General features: G+C 39.5%; 16 protein-coding genes and 2 tRNA genes. 8 read left to right on the top strand and 10 right to left on the bottom strand.

The features are described from left to right. The first annotated feature begins 168 nt into the window (after positions 1-168). Positions 169-987 (top strand): DUF2884 family protein, encoded by an 819-nt coding sequence (locus tag AAEU29_RS14685; protein ID WP_421974026.1) that lies wholly within the window; start codon positions 169-171, stop codon positions 985-987. A gap of 58 nt (positions 988-1,045) precedes the next feature. Here the strand turns inward: AAEU29_RS14685 and AAEU29_RS14680 are convergent, their stop codons facing one another. Then, the gene (locus AAEU29_RS14680; protein WP_421974025.1) at positions 1,046-3,808 is read right to left on the bottom strand and encodes an HD domain-containing phosphohydrolase; all 2,763 of its coding nucleotides are present in this window, start codon (positions 3,806-3,808) and stop codon (positions 1,046-1,048) included. A gap of 16 nt (positions 3,809-3,824) precedes the next feature. Further along, the gene (locus tag AAEU29_RS14675; RefSeq protein ID WP_421974024.1) at positions 3,825-4,688 is read right to left on the bottom strand and encodes a diacylglycerol/lipid kinase family protein; all 864 of its coding nucleotides are present in this window, start codon (positions 4,686-4,688) and stop codon (positions 3,825-3,827) included. Between the two features lie 221 nt (positions 4,689-4,909). Here AAEU29_RS14675 and AAEU29_RS14670 point away from each other — a divergent pair, with 221 nt between their 5' ends. From AAEU29_RS14670 to AAEU29_RS14660, 3 genes are all read left to right on the top strand, one after another. Continuing rightward, entirely contained in the window at positions 4,910-5,050 is a 141-nt protein-coding gene (locus AAEU29_RS14670; protein ID WP_157813522.1) for a hypothetical protein, read from the top strand. 409 nt (positions 5,051-5,459) lie between these two features. Beyond that, positions 5,460-7,076 (top strand): sensor histidine kinase, encoded by a 1,617-nt coding sequence (locus AAEU29_RS14665; RefSeq protein WP_421974023.1) that lies wholly within the window; start codon positions 5,460-5,462, stop codon positions 7,074-7,076. After that, a complete protein-coding gene (locus AAEU29_RS14660) occupies positions 7,057-7,740 on the top strand; it encodes a response regulator transcription factor (RefSeq protein ID WP_421974022.1) in 684 nt (227 codons plus the stop codon). The genes AAEU29_RS14665 and AAEU29_RS14660 overlap by 20 nt, the downstream gene beginning before the upstream one ends. Before the next feature lie 76 nt (positions 7,741-7,816). On the opposite strand, the gene AAEU29_RS14655 is transcribed toward AAEU29_RS14660, so the two are convergent. Next, positions 7,817-8,119, bottom strand: a complete 303-nt coding sequence (locus tag AAEU29_RS14655) for a DUF3718 domain-containing protein (protein WP_421974021.1) — start codon at positions 8,117-8,119, stop codon at positions 7,817-7,819. Between the two features lie 277 nt (positions 8,120-8,396). After that, on the bottom strand, positions 8,397-8,699 hold the full coding sequence (locus tag AAEU29_RS14650; protein WP_274762739.1) for a DUF3718 domain-containing protein: 303 nt from the start codon (positions 8,697-8,699) through the stop codon (positions 8,397-8,399). A 241-nt stretch (positions 8,700-8,940) separates the two neighbouring features. Between AAEU29_RS14650 and AAEU29_RS14645 the strand changes: the two genes are divergently transcribed. Continuing rightward, positions 8,941-9,031 (top strand) — tRNA-Ser (locus AAEU29_RS14645). A 19-nt stretch (positions 9,032-9,050) separates the two neighbouring features. Next, positions 9,051-9,143: transfer RNA gene (locus tag AAEU29_RS14640), tRNA-Ser, on the top strand. A 435-nt stretch (positions 9,144-9,578) separates the two neighbouring features. Here the strand turns inward: AAEU29_RS14640 and rraA are convergent. The 4 genes from rraA to AAEU29_RS14620 form a co-directional block, all read right to left on the bottom strand. After that, a complete protein-coding gene (rraA, locus tag AAEU29_RS14635; RefSeq protein ID WP_421974020.1) occupies positions 9,579-10,064 on the bottom strand; it encodes a ribonuclease E activity regulator RraA in 486 nt (161 codons plus the stop codon). 110 nt (positions 10,065-10,174) lie between these two features. Further along, the gene (locus tag AAEU29_RS14630; protein WP_421974019.1) at positions 10,175-10,492 is read right to left on the bottom strand and encodes a YbjQ family protein; all 318 of its coding nucleotides are present in this window, start codon (positions 10,490-10,492) and stop codon (positions 10,175-10,177) included. 131 nt (positions 10,493-10,623) lie between these two features. Then, a complete protein-coding gene (locus AAEU29_RS14625) occupies positions 10,624-11,301 on the bottom strand; it encodes a LipL32 family surface lipoprotein (RefSeq protein WP_372768211.1) in 678 nt (225 codons plus the stop codon). A gap of 97 nt (positions 11,302-11,398) precedes the next feature. Then, a complete protein-coding gene (locus tag AAEU29_RS14620) occupies positions 11,399-12,277 on the bottom strand; it encodes a helix-turn-helix transcriptional regulator (RefSeq protein ID WP_421974018.1) in 879 nt (292 codons plus the stop codon). A 167-nt stretch (positions 12,278-12,444) separates the two neighbouring features. On the opposite strand from AAEU29_RS14620, the gene exaC reads away from it, so the two are divergent. Together exaC and AAEU29_RS14610 are read left to right on the top strand one after the other, a co-directional pair. Then, on the top strand, positions 12,445-13,965 hold the full coding sequence (gene exaC / locus AAEU29_RS14615; protein ID WP_421974017.1) for an acetaldehyde dehydrogenase ExaC: 1,521 nt from the start codon (positions 12,445-12,447) through the stop codon (positions 13,963-13,965). A gap of 176 nt (positions 13,966-14,141) precedes the next feature. Then, a complete protein-coding gene (locus tag AAEU29_RS14610; protein ID WP_421974016.1) occupies positions 14,142-15,119 on the top strand; it encodes a tetratricopeptide repeat protein in 978 nt (325 codons plus the stop codon). A 1-nt stretch (position 15,120) separates the two neighbouring features. On the opposite strand, the gene AAEU29_RS14605 is transcribed toward AAEU29_RS14610, so the two are convergent. Then, complete coding sequence (locus AAEU29_RS14605; protein WP_421974015.1) at positions 15,121-15,606, bottom strand: hypothetical protein; 486 nt, start codon at positions 15,604-15,606, stop codon at positions 15,121-15,123. Between the two features lie 32 nt (positions 15,607-15,638). Continuing rightward, positions 15,639-17,813 (bottom strand): cation:dicarboxylate symporter family transporter, encoded by a 2,175-nt coding sequence (locus AAEU29_RS14600; RefSeq protein ID WP_421974014.1) that lies wholly within the window; start codon positions 17,811-17,813, stop codon positions 15,639-15,641. Positions 17,814-17,835: the final 22 nt, after the last annotated feature.

Here is a 17,835-nt window from a genome sequence, read left to right as displayed (position 1 = left end):
GGTTAAAAAAACCATTTATTGGTTTTTGATTTTTGTTTCCATGCTGTGATTTATATTAATTATTATTTATCTGTTTGATTTTTATCGTTTTTGTAATTTTGGCACTGAGTTTGATAAAGCTATAACACTTAGAGAAAAAATTAAAACGCGACAGATACGGGAATCATTATGAAAAAATTACTTATCACAACAGCAGTAGCAGCATGTATGGGTCTTTCAGCAAGTGCAATGGCACACCAAGATGACCACGATAACAACATCAACTTTTCATCTGATAGCTGTAATTTAAAGTTTAATAATAAACTTTCGATTACCCCAGATACGCTCAATATTGAAGCACCATCAGGTGTAGTAGCAATTGACCAAGATGGTAATTTAAAAATTAATGGTGAATCGCAGTCTTTATCAGCTAGTGACCAAACGCTATTGGCGCGCTATTCGGAAGATGTACGCGGTCAAGTACCTCAAGTTGCCGAAATCGCAATGGAAGGTGTTGCACTTGCAGGTGTTGCACTGAGCGAAGTGGGTAACGCGTTTGGCCTTGAAAATATGAGCGCGATGGAAGAGATTATGTCGGAAATCGGTGAAGAGATTCAGCACGCATTTTATGATGGTGGCACTTTTGTAATGGACCAAGGTCGCTTTGATAACATTGGCGACACATTCGACAATAAATTTGACGAAAAAATGGAACAAGCGATGGAAGAAATGATGATGGAATCCATCGGCAGCTTACTAATTACCCTTGGCAGCGAAATGCTTAGCTCGGGTGGTAATATGAGTGACTTCGAGCAGCGCATGGAGCGTATGGGCGAGCAAATCGAAGAAAAAGTAGAGCTGCAAGCTAAAAACATTGAGCAAAAGGCAGATAAAATGTGTTTCGATTTCAAAGCACTTGCAATGCAAGAAGATGAGCTACAAGCACGTATTCCAGCACTAGCAAATTACGATGTGTTTAAAGTGGAAACTAAAAAATCATCAATCTAATGTAGGTAAACATTAGTTATAGCGTCAGTCATCATTTAGGGAGCAGTTGCTCCCTTTTTTAATTTAATTGCTCCGCTTTTAGATGGTTTTTTGCATAGTGTTCGGGGATTTCTTCGGCAATAAAAAAGTCGAGTAGAGTCTGGTCTAATTCCCCTTTTGTTGCGAGCTGCTGCATTATATTGATTGCTTGTGACAGGGTTTTAGCTTGTTTATATGGCCGATCTGAGGCTGTCAGCGCTTCAAAAATATCGGCAATGGCTAAGATGCGCGCTTCAAAGCTAATTTCATCACCGCACAGCCCTTTGGGGTAGCCTTTACCATTGAGTTTTTCATGATGCGCGCCAGCAATTTCAGGTACTCTGCTAAGGTGTTTCGGGAATGGAAGCTTTTCAAGAATTTCAATTGTTTGCACAATATGATGGTTAATTGCATAACGTTCTTCTTGATTAATTGTGCCTGCGCTAATGCTCAGGTTGTATAGCTCACCAAGGTTATTTCTAAGCTCAGGTTGTTGCAAATTATACTTTGCGCTATCGCAGCGTAAATTCTGATTATAAAGTAGATGGTTTGGTCTATCGGCTAAGACACTTAGCTCAGAAACCTCAGAAAAACCTGAATATTGAGTTAACTCTTCTTGAGATAATCCTAAGCGTTCATCAAAGTGTGGCTGCCATCTTAGCTGTGTTATTTCATTTAGCTTATCTATATCATTGTTTGATACAAACTCAGCGTTATTGCAATACGCCACATGCGCAAAATCACGTTCCAACTGTATGATTTGCTCTGCAAGTTTAGTGTCGATGCTGTTTTTATCTTCTCCTGCGAGTTTTGCTTTAAGCGCAGCAATTTCTAAGTCGCGTTTTAGAACTTCAAAGCGGGTTCTAATTTCATGAATACGGTTGTAAATGGTTTCTAGTCGGGTTGCTTTATCAACTATGTACTCAGGCGTTGTGACTTTGCCACAATCATGTAACCACGCCGCGATGGAGAGCTGGCGCTTAGCATTTTCATCAAAATTAAAATCAGGAAATTGGTTTGACTTGCTAGCTGCTTCAGCGATGTGTGTTGCAAGCTCTGGCACCCGTTGACAATGTTTACCCGTGTAGTGAGATTTAGTATCTATTGCGCCAGCAATGACTTGAATAAAGGAATCGAGTAACTTCTCTTGTTTATTAACTAGTTTTCGCCCTTCAATTGCGACACCAAAAAATGCCGCCACTTGCTCAGCGAGTTTTAAGCTAACACTGCCTTTCGGCGTGCTTGCTAGGTAAAAATAAACCTGTAAACCAATTACTTGTTGCTCTCGGTTTTTTAGCGGTACTTGTACTTGGTAACATTCTGTATTTTCAAGTGATAACCACTGCTTCAAAGCATTTGGTACATCGCTAACTTCTGTTATATCGCTAAGGCTGTATAAAGTGTGCCAGTGTATGGTTGGCAGATTGTTTATTGAGTATTGCTGATTGTCATAACGTAAAAACTCTGCGTTTAAGTTTTGATTCTGCGCTAGTAATACTAGGCATCCCTCGGCCTTCATTATGCGTGTTGATTTAATTGTAATTTTATCGATTAGGCGTTGTAAGTTTTGCTCTTTTGATAATGTGCTGAGCAGACTAAAAAACTCACTTAAATTACCATGAAGGTGTTGCAAACTCGCTGCGAGCTGTTCGATTTCAACAACATTAATGTAGCAACTAAATGCACCAGGTGTTTCGAAGTTGGCTAATTGAGATGCATAGCGATGCAATTGTCTAATTGGTCGTGTAATAACATGTGCAACCAAATAGCTTAATGGTATCGCTAATAAACATAAGCCTAATAAAATTAATAACCAAGTATAAAGTTGCGAATAAATAGGGCGCAAAATGATATCTGCTTTGGTGGCAGCCACAAGCATTACACCACTTTGGCTATTTGGTTCGATTTGCGTGGCATTTAGGTACCACTTGTTATTATTCGCAATAACTTCTGTAAGTTGATTAATATCTGTTGAGCGTACTATGGTGGCTGAATGAGTTAACCATGATTGCCAAGGCGCAATTTGGTCATCTTCCAATTGAATGTCTTTACCATCTTGTAGCGCGAGAATTTTGTTGTTGCTGTTCATTAAAAACAACCAAGTATTAAACTTTAGCTCATCGTGATACATGGTTGCATACAAAGAATGCGAATTAAGATCGACACTTACAGTCAGTTGGTTAGATTGCCTAACCAATGAAAAAACTTTGCTTTGGCTATAGTTATCTTTATAGGGTTCAACCAATGTGAGCGCATTTGATTTTTGTGCCTGTTGGTACCAAGGGCGCTGTTTAATGTTGAGACTGGCTGCGAGTTTTTGTTGTTTAAGTAAGGCTAATGATTGATTGTAAAAATAGCGAATTTCAGTGTCGTGATGGATCTTCTGCAATACAAAGTAGGTGTTGTTTGGCGTGTTAAATAATTGCTCTGATTCGGGGGTGTTTATTTGATGGAGTGCCCAAAGAATGTCGTTATTTGTAGTGAGTGTAATGGCATCAACATGGTTATCGCTATGCAAGAACATACTTAGCTCTTTTAATAGCAAGGAGGGAAACTCGTTTAGCAGTTCTTGTTTGGTATTGTATCTATAAATCAGACTGTTAATGACTTTTTGCGCATTGCTATAATCAGAGCGAATACGCGTTAATACATCTTTTAGTGCTTGCTGATGATTACTGAGTGCTTGCGCTGTCGCGAATTCTAATCGGCTTTGGTAATTAAGATAAATAAATGTGCTGCTAATTGGCGTGCATGAGATCAAAACGGCAATCGTCGAAAATTTGATAATGCTCAGTTTTGGCATAGTTGGCTCACTACAATTATAAAATTTTTATAGTTAACGCATTTTCTGCCACTTCAATAACCGCTGGAGTATAACCTGCTGACTCACCATCCGCTTGGATTGGTAGCCCCGGGGTTAAGACTTCAAGTTGTGTAAATGCGTGTTCCTTCACTTCGGACAACTTTGTGTGTGTGCCTTGGTAGAGTTTTGGCAGTGCCCATAACTTCTTTACAAGGTGTGTTTTTTCAACGCTATAGCGCATTAATTTTGATGAATTAAGCTCGGCATTAGGGGCAATCTTCATCCCTCCGCCAAAGTACTTACCATTGGCAAACACAGTAAGAAAGTTTTTATAGTTTATGTTATGACGTCCTTGTTTCAGTGTTAAGAGTGACTCTTTGAAGAAAAAAAGACAAGTAAATGCATGGTATAAATAACTAAAACGCGCAAGCCATCCTTTATTACCTTTAGTTCTTTCAACTATTTCAGCATCAAAACCAACACCGGCACTGTTTATAAAGTAACGCTCATTTACCTTTCCTAAATCAATGCGTAGCGTGTTTTCACTCAGTATGAGTTGTTTAAACTCGGCATTGCTGTAATCAAAGTTGCGTACAAAGTCATTACCTGTTCCACAGGGTAAAACAGTGATTGGGCGCGATGAAAAAGCCATGCAATTAGCTAACAGATGCAGGGTGCCATCACCACCTAACATGATCACTTCATCATATTCGTTGAGGTGTTGTTGAAAAAAAAGCTGGTTGTCAGCCAATATTGGTGACGTAGTAAACACGTAATATGACTGTTGATGTTGCTTCAAATAGCTCACAAGCCAGGTTAGCCAATATTTTTTTTGCTTATTTGGCAGCGGGTTTAAAACGATTAAATAATGTTTATTCATGAAATGGTGATAATGACAGTGTTATCGCTAAGCTTGCCCGTTAAAGGCTTTTAGGTCAAATGCATAGGGTGTGATGCTGCACAATTATGCACTTTATATGCAACTTTTTTGATTACCTATTCGCATTAAAAAAATTTATGCGAAAATTGTAATTTTATTGATTGGATTTTAACCATGTTTGAACGCAAAATAACATTTAGTTAAACAACAGGAGCAATCACATGACTAAACAAGCGTTAAACCAAGGTGGCCAGTCTCAAGGTCAACTAACTCGTTCAAATAATGGTAAAAAAAGTTTACTAGCTAAATTGAATCGCTATGGTAAAAAACTCGCATTAGCAGGCGCAGTTGCATATAAATAAACTATGATTTATTTGCGACCAATCGCACCTGTTTAAAAAGGCTGTAATGATAAATTACGGCCTTTTTTAATTTAATTATCTAATGTTTTTATAGCTCTAAATGTTGTTTAACTAAATTTTAAACATGGCTTAGGTAAGTTTAATTGTTTCAACAGGCTTAATTTAGCCATGGTGATTATTATATGTCTCGCGTTCCTGTATTACCGTCGGCTGTAGTTGACGCAAGAATATTATAGTCGATGGTATTTTCAGGGGACAGGAACGCAATCCCAATATTGTTGTTGTCAGAGTTAATAGGTTGGTGAATTATTAGCTCTTTTTACAACTCACAATATAGTAAACTCGCATATTTACAGCTAACTTAGTATAAACACTTAATTAGTTGTTAACCCATTGAATGGAAAAGCAGTTGAATCACCTTCCTTATCAAATTCAAAGCCGCCTTACGCATAAGCTGCTTATTGCTTTAGTGATTATTTCTTTGTTCAGTTTGGCAATGGCTGGTTTGTATTTTGATAGTTCTAACCGCTTTAAACAAAATGCTCAAAAATCTGAGCTAGTTCATAAAATCCTTAATCAGTATTCAAGTATTGCGCTTTATACCTTTGAAAAGCTGGTGGCAATTGGCGAGATGTCGCGAAATGGCATTGTGCTTACACCAGAGCTGCGAGAAGAAAACGAAAAAAAATTACGTACATCAATTGTTGAAGTACGAGACTCCTTATTAAAAAAACTTACATTAGCGCCTGAGCTAAGTACTCGTAATGATTTGGCTGTGCTGGATAAAGTGACGCAAAAAGTTGAGCGTATTATTACAACGTCACAAGAGATTCGCTTTTTAATCAGTAAAGGAGAGCTTTCAGAGGCACAAAGCTTATATCGCTTATTACAGCAGCAAGGAGTTCATGCTGAGTTTAATGCTTTGATCAGTGAAGCAGTAAAACAAGAAAACCTGCAAGCGGAAGCAATACGCGATAATACCAAGGTGATGTCTGAACGAAATAATCGCTATTTAGCGATTGCTCTTGGGCTTTCTAGCTTATTTATGATGCTCACAATTTGGTTTTTTTGGCAGCGAATTTCAAAAGCGACAAAGCAATTACAGTTTGCGGCTAGTCAATTTACAGCTGGTAAGTTAGAGCACCGAATTCCTAAATTAAAAGACACCGAATTTGCCAAGCTGGCAGATGCGCTGAATTTTATGGCGAGCGAATTAAAAACTAAGCACAGTGAGTTAGGTGAAGCCAAGTTACAACTTGAAGAAAAAGTACAAGAGCGCACAAAAGCATTGGCATTGAGCAATGAGAAACTGGCTCATGTTGATAAACAAAGAAGACAGTTCTTGGCGGACATTTCACATGAGTTACGCACTCCGCTGACGATTATTCGTGGAGAGTCAGAAATATTATTGCGCAGCCATTCTGACAATGTGGATGATTATTTAGCAACCTTAGTTGCGGTGGTGGATCAAGTAAGTCATACCACAGCGCTGATTGATGATTTAATGCTAGTGGCTCGCTCGAGTGCAGGTGAGTTAAGGTTATCGTGTAGTGAGGTAAACTTAACCAAGCTGGTACAAGATCTTTGTTATATTTATGGCCGAAAAGCACAAGAGCGTAACCAAGAGCTTAGTTTTGAGCTAAATGAAGAAATTAGTTTAGAGTTAGATGAAAGACGTATACGCCAAGTATTGATGATTTTACTTGAAAATGCGCTCAGCTATTCTGCGCCAGATGCAGTAACCGAAGTGAAATTAATGCGTCGCCAGCAGGTTGTCGTTATTAAAGTGATAGACTCAGGGCAAGGCATTACAAAGCAAGAACAAGACTATATTTTTGAGCGTTTCTATCGAAGCAACCGCTCTAATACACCGGGTTCTGGCTTAGGTTTACCTGTGGCCAAAGCAATTGTTGATGCTCATGGTGGCCATATTAGTTTAAAATCAAATACTTCAGGTGTAGGCTCTGTAGCAACTATACTGTTACCGTTAAATGGTGAGGAACGTAATGAGAATTTTATTAGTTGAAGATGATGATCGCGTTGCAAGTTTTCTTGAACGAGGCTTGCGCGCTGAAGGATATTTTGTAGTTCGTGCTAGTGACGGTAAAGAAGGGTTAGATCTTGCGCTTGAAGGTGACTTCAATTTAATTTTGCTTGATATCATGTTGCCAGGCTTAAATGGTTTAGAAGTGTGCCAAGCATTGCGCATTAAAAACTTCGAAATCCCAATTATTATGCTGACTGCAATGGATGCATCGCAAGATATAGTTCATGGTCTTCGCCTTGGTGCTGATGATTATGTAACAAAGCCGTTTGCTTATGAAGAGCTATTAGCGCGCATAGAGGCTGTAACTCGTCGTAAACCTTCACAAAAAAATCGCTCGAACACACTCGCATTTGGTCCTTTAAGTTTTGACCGTGACAGTTACATTGTGACGCTTGCAGAACAAGAGATTTCTTTAACTGTAAAAGAAATGGCGATTCTTGAATTGTTAATGACAAACCCTGGAAAGTACTTAAGTCGAGAGCGCATTTTAAGTAATGTATGGGGTATGGAAATGGATCCCATGACTAATGTTGTTGATGTGTACATAGGTAAACTACGCAAAAAACTGATGCTGCCAAATAATGATGAAAGTATGATTGAAACCAAGCGTGGTATTGGCTATCGCTTAGTGTCACCAGAATAACCTTTTATCGGTATCAATTAAAAAGGGCGAACTCAGTTAAATGAGTTCGCCCTTTTTACTTCAGGTAATCTAGGTATTAACGTTTTGCGATGTAGCTAGTTTTATTGCTTTGTGGATAAAGGTTTTTTACAACTTTAGCTGCGTTCATATCTTGAACAAACTGTTCAAGTGATTTGCCATCGCACTGAATATTTTGTGCAGCTTTACGGATGTGCTTATTTTCTTGCTTAAGTAAACGGCGCACTTTGCTGGCTTGGTCGTTTGCAGCCGCGGCACAAATTTGTGATGCCAGACTATTATCAGATGGAACTACTTTTGCTGCTGCGTTGAACGATAAAATACTTGCTGCTGCGATAACTGCTGTGATTGATTTTTTCATGTCTCATTCCCTCGTGGTGTTTGGGTTAATTCGTTTTGTTGGTATCTATATTACGAATATTTTTTGCAGGTAATTTACGAAAGTGAATGACGGTAATTTGAGGTGATTGGTGGCGAATATCGGTGATTAAGGTGTTATCTTCTAAAATTATTACTTTTTTCTAAGTTTAATGAGTCGTTAAGTGTGTAATGGGCTTGTTGTTCTAACCAAAAAATTACAAAGAAAAAGGGCGAGTTACTCAAGTAACTCGCCCTTTTAACTTCAGGTAATCGTGGTATTAACGTTTTGCGATGTAGCTAGTTTTATCGCTTTGTGGATAAAGATTTTTTACAACTTTAGCTGCGTTCATATCTTGAACAAACTGCTCAAGTGATTTGCCATCGCACTGAATGTTTTGTGCAGCTTTACGGATGTGCTTATTTTCTTGCTTAAGTAAACGGCGCACTTTGCTGGCTTGGTCGTTTGCAGCTGCAGCACAAATTTGTGATGCCAGACTATTATCAGATGGAACTACTTTTGCTGCTGCGTTGAACGATAAAATACTAGCTGCTGCGATAACTGCTGTGATTGATTTTTTCATGTCTCATTCCCTCGTGGTGTTTGGGTTAATTCGTTTTGTTGGTATCTATATTACGAATATTTTTTTAAGGTAATGTGTGAAAGTGAATAACGGTAATTCGAAGTGATTGGTGGTTAATGGGCGTGATAAATTGAAATTTCCATAGATATTTAATAAAAATGTTAATATTTTGATGCTTATTTGAGCAAACAAACTTTTTGCTATTTACAGTTATGATTTGGCTGAGTATTATTTTGCGCATGGAGAGATGGCTGAGTGGTTGAAAGCACCGGTCTTGAAAACCGGCATAGGTTAATAGCCTATCTAGGGTTCAAATCCCTATCTCTCCGCCATTTTATAAGTATTTGCGCTGGAGAGGTGGCCGAGTGGCCGAAGGCGCTCCCCTGCTAAGGGAGTATAGGGTTTGTAGCCCTATCGAGGGTTCGAATCCCTCCTTCTCCGCCATGTATAAAGCAAAAAACCCCGCAACTTGTTGTGGGGTTTTTTGCTTTATGGAGTGTGAAGCGAGGCTTTGATTCGAACCCTTTGTTCGACAAATTGTCAGGAACAATTTGAGCCGCGAACGCGCCACGAAGTGGGCGAGTGCAGGATGCACAAGCGCTAATCCCGAATTCTCTCTATTCCAAACACAAATTAAAACCAATCATAATTGTTGTGGGGTTTTTTGCTTTATGGTGTGTGAAGCGAGGCTTTGGTGCGAACCCTAAGTTCGAAGCTCTTTATTCGAAAGAATGGTCAGGAACAATTTGAGCCGCGAACGCGCCACGAAGTGGACGAGTGCATGATGCACAAGCGCTAATCCCGATTTTTCTCTATTTCAAACACAAATTAAAACCAAACATAATTGTTGTGGCTTTTTGCTCTCAAAAATACTTGGCTCTAAAAACAGAGTTCTTTTTGGCTAACTAATAGTCCATTCCGATCACCGTAAACCCAATCCCCATTGTGAATTGTGATATCCAAAAAGCTTACAGCACTCACTTTTTCACCTAAACCTTGCTTTTGGGTTTTTCGTGGCGTGCTGCCTCTAGCCATAATTGGCAGCGGCATCTGTTCTAAAATCTCAATATCACGAATACAGCCGTTAATGATGATGCCTTGCCAATGATTTTTAATGGCATGCTCGGCAAGATTATCACCCAAAAAAGCAAATGCGAGAGAGTTGTTTGCATCCACTACTAAGACTTTGCCTTCACCATTGGTTTTAAGTAACTCACCTACTAGCGAGTTATCGTTAGGGCATTGAATAGTAATTGCTTGTCCACAGAGTTTTGTTTCTTTACCAAAATGAAATAACCCTGCATTTGCGACTTGCAGAGTGTCACTATAATCATCGTAAAGATCGGGTGTTGTAAAAGAGGTCATAAGCAGAGCAATTAATTGTAAGTAACTAAATTAAAACACTGCTAAAAAGGTTGGATAAATTTATCTGGTTGATAATTAGTATTTTTAAGCGAAATAGCTGGGCTAATTCGTTATTTTGCGAGTTTAACAGCGGTACCATAGGCCAAAATTTCAGACATGCCAGCAGCAACAGCACTCGTTGTAAAACGCACATTTACAATGGCATCGGCGCCTAAGCGTTCTGCTTCTTCCACTAACCTTGCTTGCGCCACGGTGCGTGCATCACTCATCATTTCCGTATAGCCTCTAATCTCACCACCAACAATAGTTTTAAGTCCCGCCATAATATCGCGGCCAACGTGTTTAGAGCGTACAACATTACCGGTTACTAACCCGAGCATGTGAGTTATCTCGTAGTTTGCGACGTGTTCTGTATTGGTAATAATCATTTTCATACTCCTATTAGGTTTTAAATAAGAGTAATCACTTGCTCACGAATGATTGATGAAAGAATGATGGGCGGGTGATAAAACGGATAAAGGGAAAAGTGAGCTCGATAAGCTATCGAGCTCAAAAAGAATTAACCTTCGTTTACAAGGTTATGTAATTCTTCCAAAGAAGCGGCAATTTTAACGCCAGGTACGTTTGTACCTACGGTTGCTTCAAACGATCCTTCAACCGCTGAACGGAATGAAGTGAAAGAAATACGGTATACACCACGCACAAGTGCTTTAGTTGGGTTGTTCACATCTGATGTTTGACGAAGTAATGAATTGTAGCTCTGACCACCTGGATTTTGTGGTAATTCGCTGCTGTCATCATTGTAAGTAAGTGTTTGTAGCGACTTACCGCCATTTTTGATCTTCGCTGGGTCAATGATGTCCATGCGGTCAAGCACTAGGTACGTATCAAAAAATGTTTTTGAATCTGAACCATAGTTTTTAGTGTAGTTAGCATTTACAAAGTCGCTATCCGCAGGTGTTGATGTTGCAGGTGATACCATTGAAACACCAATTTCATCTACTGCAGCAGGAACCCAAGCGTAAAGGTAGTATGCGTCTTTATTTTTGTATTTGCCTTCAGGTTTTACTGATGCATCAACATAACCAAAGTAGTTGGTGTAGTTTGCATACGGTAAACGCGCTTCAACACCAGCAACGCCTTGAGTTACTGAGCTTTTAAGCGCTGGGCCACTTGATGATACACATGCTGTTAGAGCAACAGCTGAAGAAGCAATTAGAAGTGCTTTTTTTAACATTGAAATATCCTTTTCAATCCTTGTTATAAAATCGCGGGTATCATACAGGGCTTGCTGCTTTTTTCAACGTATTTGTAACTGAAATAGTTGAAATAAATTAAACTAATTGATTTTGATAGTGTTTAGGGCTGCAACCAAAGGTTTGTTTAAAGCGGCGGCTAAAGTAACTGAGCTCACTAAACCCATAGTCATAACACACTTGAGTTACTGCTTTTCCTTGCTTTAATTTACGTGCTGCAGCATGCAACTTTTGCTCAACAATAAAGGTTTGTGGCGTACAGCCTAGATGGCGTTTGAATTCTAAAAATAGTTTACTGCGGCCCATGCCAGCACTTTTGCATAGCATTTCAATGGTAATTGGCTTTTTTAAGTTCTGATTTATAAAGGAAATAGCAGATTGCAATCCGTTATGGCCTAGCAATTGGCTGCAATGTTGCAGCACTAATTGACGCGAACGATCTTGTAACATACGTACTAATAGTTCGCTAATTCCAAGGTCAATTAACACTTCTCTGTCGTGTTGATTCTCACTAAATGTATCCACCAAACGTTGATAAAGCTGCTGAGTAAAGGGGTTATTGTGTAACTGCAACGTCGCTGTTTGTTCACTGTAAAATGCTTGCTCCAAACGCATTCTTTCAGCGACTTCTTGCACTTTTTGGCTGTCTACTTCAATGGTTAAACACGACGTTGGGGCGCTTAGGTGGGCATCGGGGAAGTCGATTTCGACTTGTTCACCACCTGCAATAATAAAGCTTTGTCCGGGTAAAAACTCTTGCCCAAATTGCAGGCTGTGGTGATGCATTACTTTTTTTCCAGTGTGCATTGCGCAAAACATCAGTTGCTCTGCTTGAAAGGGAATTCGCTCACAGGCTTGGTAAGTATCGTACACACACAATTGCACATGTTCACTATTAAATGCGGCGCGGTTATCAATCAACGTACTGATTTTATTGCGTTCTTGCTGTAGCGACATGCCTGTCTCCGAAAATTCACTGTTCTTCATAATGGCTAAATTATGCACTCTCAGTCAAGTTATTTGGATGGAGAATCAAGCACAAATCAAATTGAACGACTAGGCTGTGGGGGCACATATTCAAGTTGAAGAAACTTTCTAACAATAACACACATAAAGGAAATAAAATGATTTATGCCAATCCTGGGCACGCAGATGCCAAAGTGCAATTCAATGCACAATATGAAAATTATATCGGTGGTGAGTGGGTTGCACCTGTTGACGGTCAGTATTTTGATAATACGACACCGGTAACAGGCGAAGTCATTTGTCGTATACCACGCTCAAATAGTAAAGATATTGAACTGGCACTTGATGCAGCGCATAAAGCGAAAGATGCTTGGGCGCAAACCTCGGTTACTGAGCGCAGTAATTTATTGCTTAAAATAGCTGATCGCATTGAGCAAAATCTTGAAATGCTCGCGGTAGCAGAAACTTGGGATAATGGTAAAGCAGTACGTGAAACGTTAGCTGCAGACTTACCGCTTTGCGTTGATCACTTCCGCTATTATGCAGGCTGTATTCGTGCGCAAGAAGGTTCAATTGGCGAAATTGATGCAGGCACTGTTGCTTACCATTTTCATGAGCCTCTGGGTGTCGTTGGTCAAATTATTCCGTGGAACTTCCCATTATTAATGGCCGCTTGGAAATTAGCACCGGCATTAGTGGCTGGTAACTGCGTTGTACTTAAACCTGCCGAACAAACACCAGCTTCTATTTTAAAACTGATGGAAGTAATTGGCGATTTGTTACCGCCGGGAGTGCTTAATGTGGTCAATGGCTATGGCGCAGAAGCAGGGCAAGCATTAGCAACAAGCACGCGTATTGCCAAAATAGCGTTTACAGGTTCAACCCCTGTAGGTGCTCATATTCTAAAATGCGCTGCTGAAAACATTATTCCTTCGACAGTAGAACTTGGCGGAAAATCACCGAATATCTATTTCTCAGACGTAATGCAACAAGATGAAGAATACATAAGCAAATGTGTTGAAGGTGCAGTACTTGCGTTTTTCAACCAAGGTGAAGTGTGTACTTGTCCATCGCGTTTATTGGTTCAAGAAGATATTTATGATGAATTTATCGCTCGCGTAATTGAGCGCACAAAACAGATTAAACGCGGAAATCCACTCGATACCGAAACCATGGTAGGCGCACAAGCCTCTCAAGAGCAATTTGATAAAATATTAAGTTATCTTGCAATCGGTAAAGAAGAGGGCGCAGAGTTGTTAACGGGTGGAGACGTAGAGCAAGTGTCAAATGAGCTTGGCGGCGGTTATTACATTCAGCCAACACTGTTCAAAGGTAATAACCAAATGCGAATTTTCCGCGATGAAATTTTTGGTCCAGTGGTAAGTGTTGCAACCTTTAAGGATGAAGCTGAGGCATTAGCGATTGCAAACGATACCGAATTTGGCTTAGGCGCTGGTATTTGGACTAAAAACATGAATCTTGCGTATCGTATGGGACGTGGCATTGAAGCAGGCCGTGTATGGACAAACTGTTATCACCATTACCCTGCACACGCGGCATTTGGCGGATATAAAAAGTCAGGTGTTGGCCGCGAAACACATAAAATGATGCTAGAGCATTATCAAAATACGAAAAACTTACTTGTGAGCTATAGCGATAGCCCACTAGGCTTCTTTTAATTTCTAACTTTGAATGTTACCAAGGCTCTTTTTTAAGGGCCTTTTTTATATCAGATTGTTTGATAAATTTAGCAATTCAATTGCCTGTTAATAAAATGTAATGGATTGTTTTGACTAATGTTTTATCTGTAAGAAAATATGTTAGCGATTGTTTTGTGTGTTAAATTGCAGTAAAAATGAACACAAACCAAGCAAACAATGGACTGTCTATGTTGTTCTTTAACGTTAAAGATCAAGCCTTTGAACACGACGAATACCTTCAATGTTGCCAATGTAACCAGCGGGCGGTGAGTGCAAAAGCAAAGCTAAAATTTCTTTGCTTTGGTTTAATTCCAATACTTCCTTTTAAAGTCGAGCGCGAGTCCTACTGCGCTAATTGTGATTGCAAAAATTTGCCAGAAAACAGTCTTTCATCTCAAGTACCTCCGGTTGCGATACTGACTAAATTCATTGGTTTACTGCTATTGATTGCTTTTGTTTCGTGGCAATGGCAAAAACATGTGCGCGCAACTGAAATCGAGTTAGATATTGTAAATAACCCGCAATCTAATGACTTTTTCTTTTTTGATTACAGTAAATTACTAAATGAAGGCTATTACCAAAAACGAGTTGTAGCGGCGAAAGTGATCGCCTCTGAAAACGATACTGTAACCTTACAATTTAGCCGTTATAACTATTCGCGAGAGCGCGATCTTGAAATATCAGCACGCAGCGATAATTTTGTGCAAAAAGGGTACTTTTTTACTGAAAGTAAAGATTATCCTCAGCAGCAGATTAATGCGTTTTTTAAAAACGGTACTATTTATGCGGCCTACAGGCCAAATGCAATGAAACTGTTTGGTGGCTTTGTGGTAATGCCTTCTAAATCCAAGCCGCTCTATGATGGTTTTCAACTAAATAAAGCAAATCAAGAGGGTATTGCCTACTACCAAGAGAAAGAGTTTACTCTTGCATTTGAATCATTTAAGCAAGCGGCAGAGCAAGGTGATGATTGGGGGCAGTTTAATTTAGCTAAAATGTATTTAGATGGTGAAGGGACTAAAGTTAATAAAGAGCAAGCCGCTTTTTGGTTGATGCAGGCCGTAAACAAGGGAAACCACAATGCGAAGTTGTTGTGCCAAGAAACTCAATTATGTGCTGAGTTAGAGCAATAAGTTAGTTGGCACTTTCTAAATCATCAATGCAGGACTTACACAAATCAAGGTAGCTGTTGATGTTGTTTTTGCTCCATAGCTGCCTTTTATCTGTGCTTTCTTGCAGTATAAAGTTATTAAAATCTTCAAAAGCAAATGGTGTAAAGTTAGCAACATAGTGCTTAAGGGCTTGTTGCACTGATTTGTGCCCAAGCGCAGAGTCACTGATAACACTTTCTGCGGCTTCGACTAATAAACCAGTAAAGCGCAGCAGCTCAACTTTATGTGAACCCGCACGTTGTACTTTGATAAAACGTTCACGCAACAGGTGCTGCTCTTCTTTTGCAAGCTCTATCACAATTTCGCTTAAGTATTTTGTTTCGCGATTAGCGCCATCAAGCGTACTGGCCAGTTGTTTGGCTTTGCGTTTGTAGTTTTCCCCTCTGACATAGAGGAAAATCATGGCGAATACGGCCAGTGCAATACTGCCCATTACGGTGATATTCATAGCTATCCTAATCGCGCTTTATTGTTATTAAACTAGTCTTTAGTAACTGATTTATCAAATATTATATCGTCAATAACTGACCATCTTCGAATGTAAGGTTTACTGCCTTTGCCTAAAATCCAATAGTCGTAAACTTCTTGCACTTTGCCATTTGCACGGCGAATATCGAGCCATGCATTAAGGTAGTTAGCAAGGTCATTATGACGCTTTGCTACTGCAAAACCGGTTGGGTATTTTGTTTTTACACCCTCAGGCACAATGACCCCAAAATCTGGATAAAACATGGTCCAAGCAAATCCAGCTTCAGCGCTAATAATCAGTGCATCGTATTTGTCTGGGTTGCTAAAAAAGTCTCGGTAACTGGTGATATTTGTCAGTGTGTAGTGTTTATTTCGCTTAAATTCTTTGTCCAGCAAGGCTTGGTATTCTATTGTGGCAAAGTTAAGTAACTCATGTTCTTTTAAATCAGCAAGCGTTTGAAACTCCTTACTGCGATGATCAAGTGTTACTAAAGCTAGCTGTAATTCGAGCACCGGATCGGTGAACAGCACTTTCTCGATATCATCTAAATTAATTTCTAACCCTGACATCGCAATATCAAAATAGCCTTTGTTTAGGTACTCGATAAGTTGTGGCTTTTTAAATGGAATAAATTCTACTTTGACACCTAAATCTTCCGCCAGTTTATGCGCCAAACTGATATCAAAACCTACTAATTCATCATTATGATTGAAGTAACTAAACGGTACATTATCGGCAATATAACCGACTCGTAAAAGGTTACGTTTTTTAATCACACTAATGTTTGTGAGTGATAACTTACCGTCTTCATATGATTTTGGCACATGGTTGAGTACATGCTCTGGCACTTTATCACTGACCACCATGTTAGCGATGATATCGTCTGCAGCGTCAGCATTTTTTAGTAACTGTGTATTCAAGGTGAAGGCTGCCAACATACAAGCAGGCAATAACCCACCAATCAGAGAAAAATATAAAATGCTTTTAGCGCGTTTATAACTGAGTTGCTTACGCACATAAAAAATACTTAAGAAAGTAACCGCAACGATATACACCACGGTAGTGGGTGATACAAATTTCGCGCTAATAACCGACATTGCGAGGTACAATTGGTAAGTATCTGCAGGTACACGAACGGTTTCTAACATGTACGGAATTGCAATATGCACATTGGCAAAATAGCTGAACAAAGCGCTGATGGTGATATTGGGCACATCAGCAAGCGTCGCTTCGTGACCCGTTAGCCAGGCTGCAAATAACACAAAAATTAGCGTCGTAAGTTTTCCTAAACTAGGGAAAGTAAAAGCAATAGGCACTAATACTTCAGCAATATGGTCCGATTTGGCATCCGCGATATTATTTTTGTGCATATAGCTTTTAATGCCTTCGGTAATTACAGGCAAGGTGATAAACACATTACCTGTGGTAAAAGCGGTGATCAGTGCATTTCGTGCTACATCAATTAGTTCATGGTATTTCACAGGCGTAAGTGCCGAAACTAGCATTGGCAACAACACAAACATCAAAAATACGCCGAGTAAAATCACCAGTACTAAATACACTTGCAGAGTACTTAGTTGGTCAATGCTCATGGTACCTGCGGAGCTTGCGGTAATGGCAAAAATACCAATTGGAAATATTTTAACGATTTTCTTCGAAATAACAGAAAGGCCTTCCCCAACCACATCTAAAATATTGAGCAAACTGCTTTTTCGTACATTGCCCATCAAGGCCATACCCAGAGCAATACAAAAAATAACTAAGGCGGGCACATTGCCTTCAGCCATCGATGCAAACGGGTTTGAGGGGATATAGCGAGCGACAAAATCGATCTCTTGCTTAGCAGAAATCAATGCCGTAGAGAAAAAGGTGCCAGCATCGTGTTTTGGTAAAGTAAAAGCAAAACACCAAATAACAAATAGGCCGATACCCCATAACGACAGCATCACAGTAGCTGCTTTAAGTAAAATGGAGCGCACCTGATCGGGTTCAAATTTACCAAGGCCAACAATCAAAGAAACAACAATATAAGGGAAGATGGTGATTTGCATCAGTTTGATAAAGCCGTTGCCAACTGGTTGTAAAAACGCCAACCGTTCACCAAAAATAACACCAGCCAGTACACCCCATATCAGTGCCCATAACATTAAGTTTTTCGTTGCAAAGTAGTCGAGAATTTTTTTCATTAAAACACAAATAATTAAGGGC

The sequence above is a fragment of the Pseudoalteromonas aquimarina genome (assembly GCF_049257255.1).
Lineage (GTDB): Bacteria > Pseudomonadota > Gammaproteobacteria > Enterobacterales > Alteromonadaceae > Pseudoalteromonas.
Note: the sequence above shows the minus strand (reverse complement) of the source record. Positions and strands in the feature narration are given on the sequence as shown.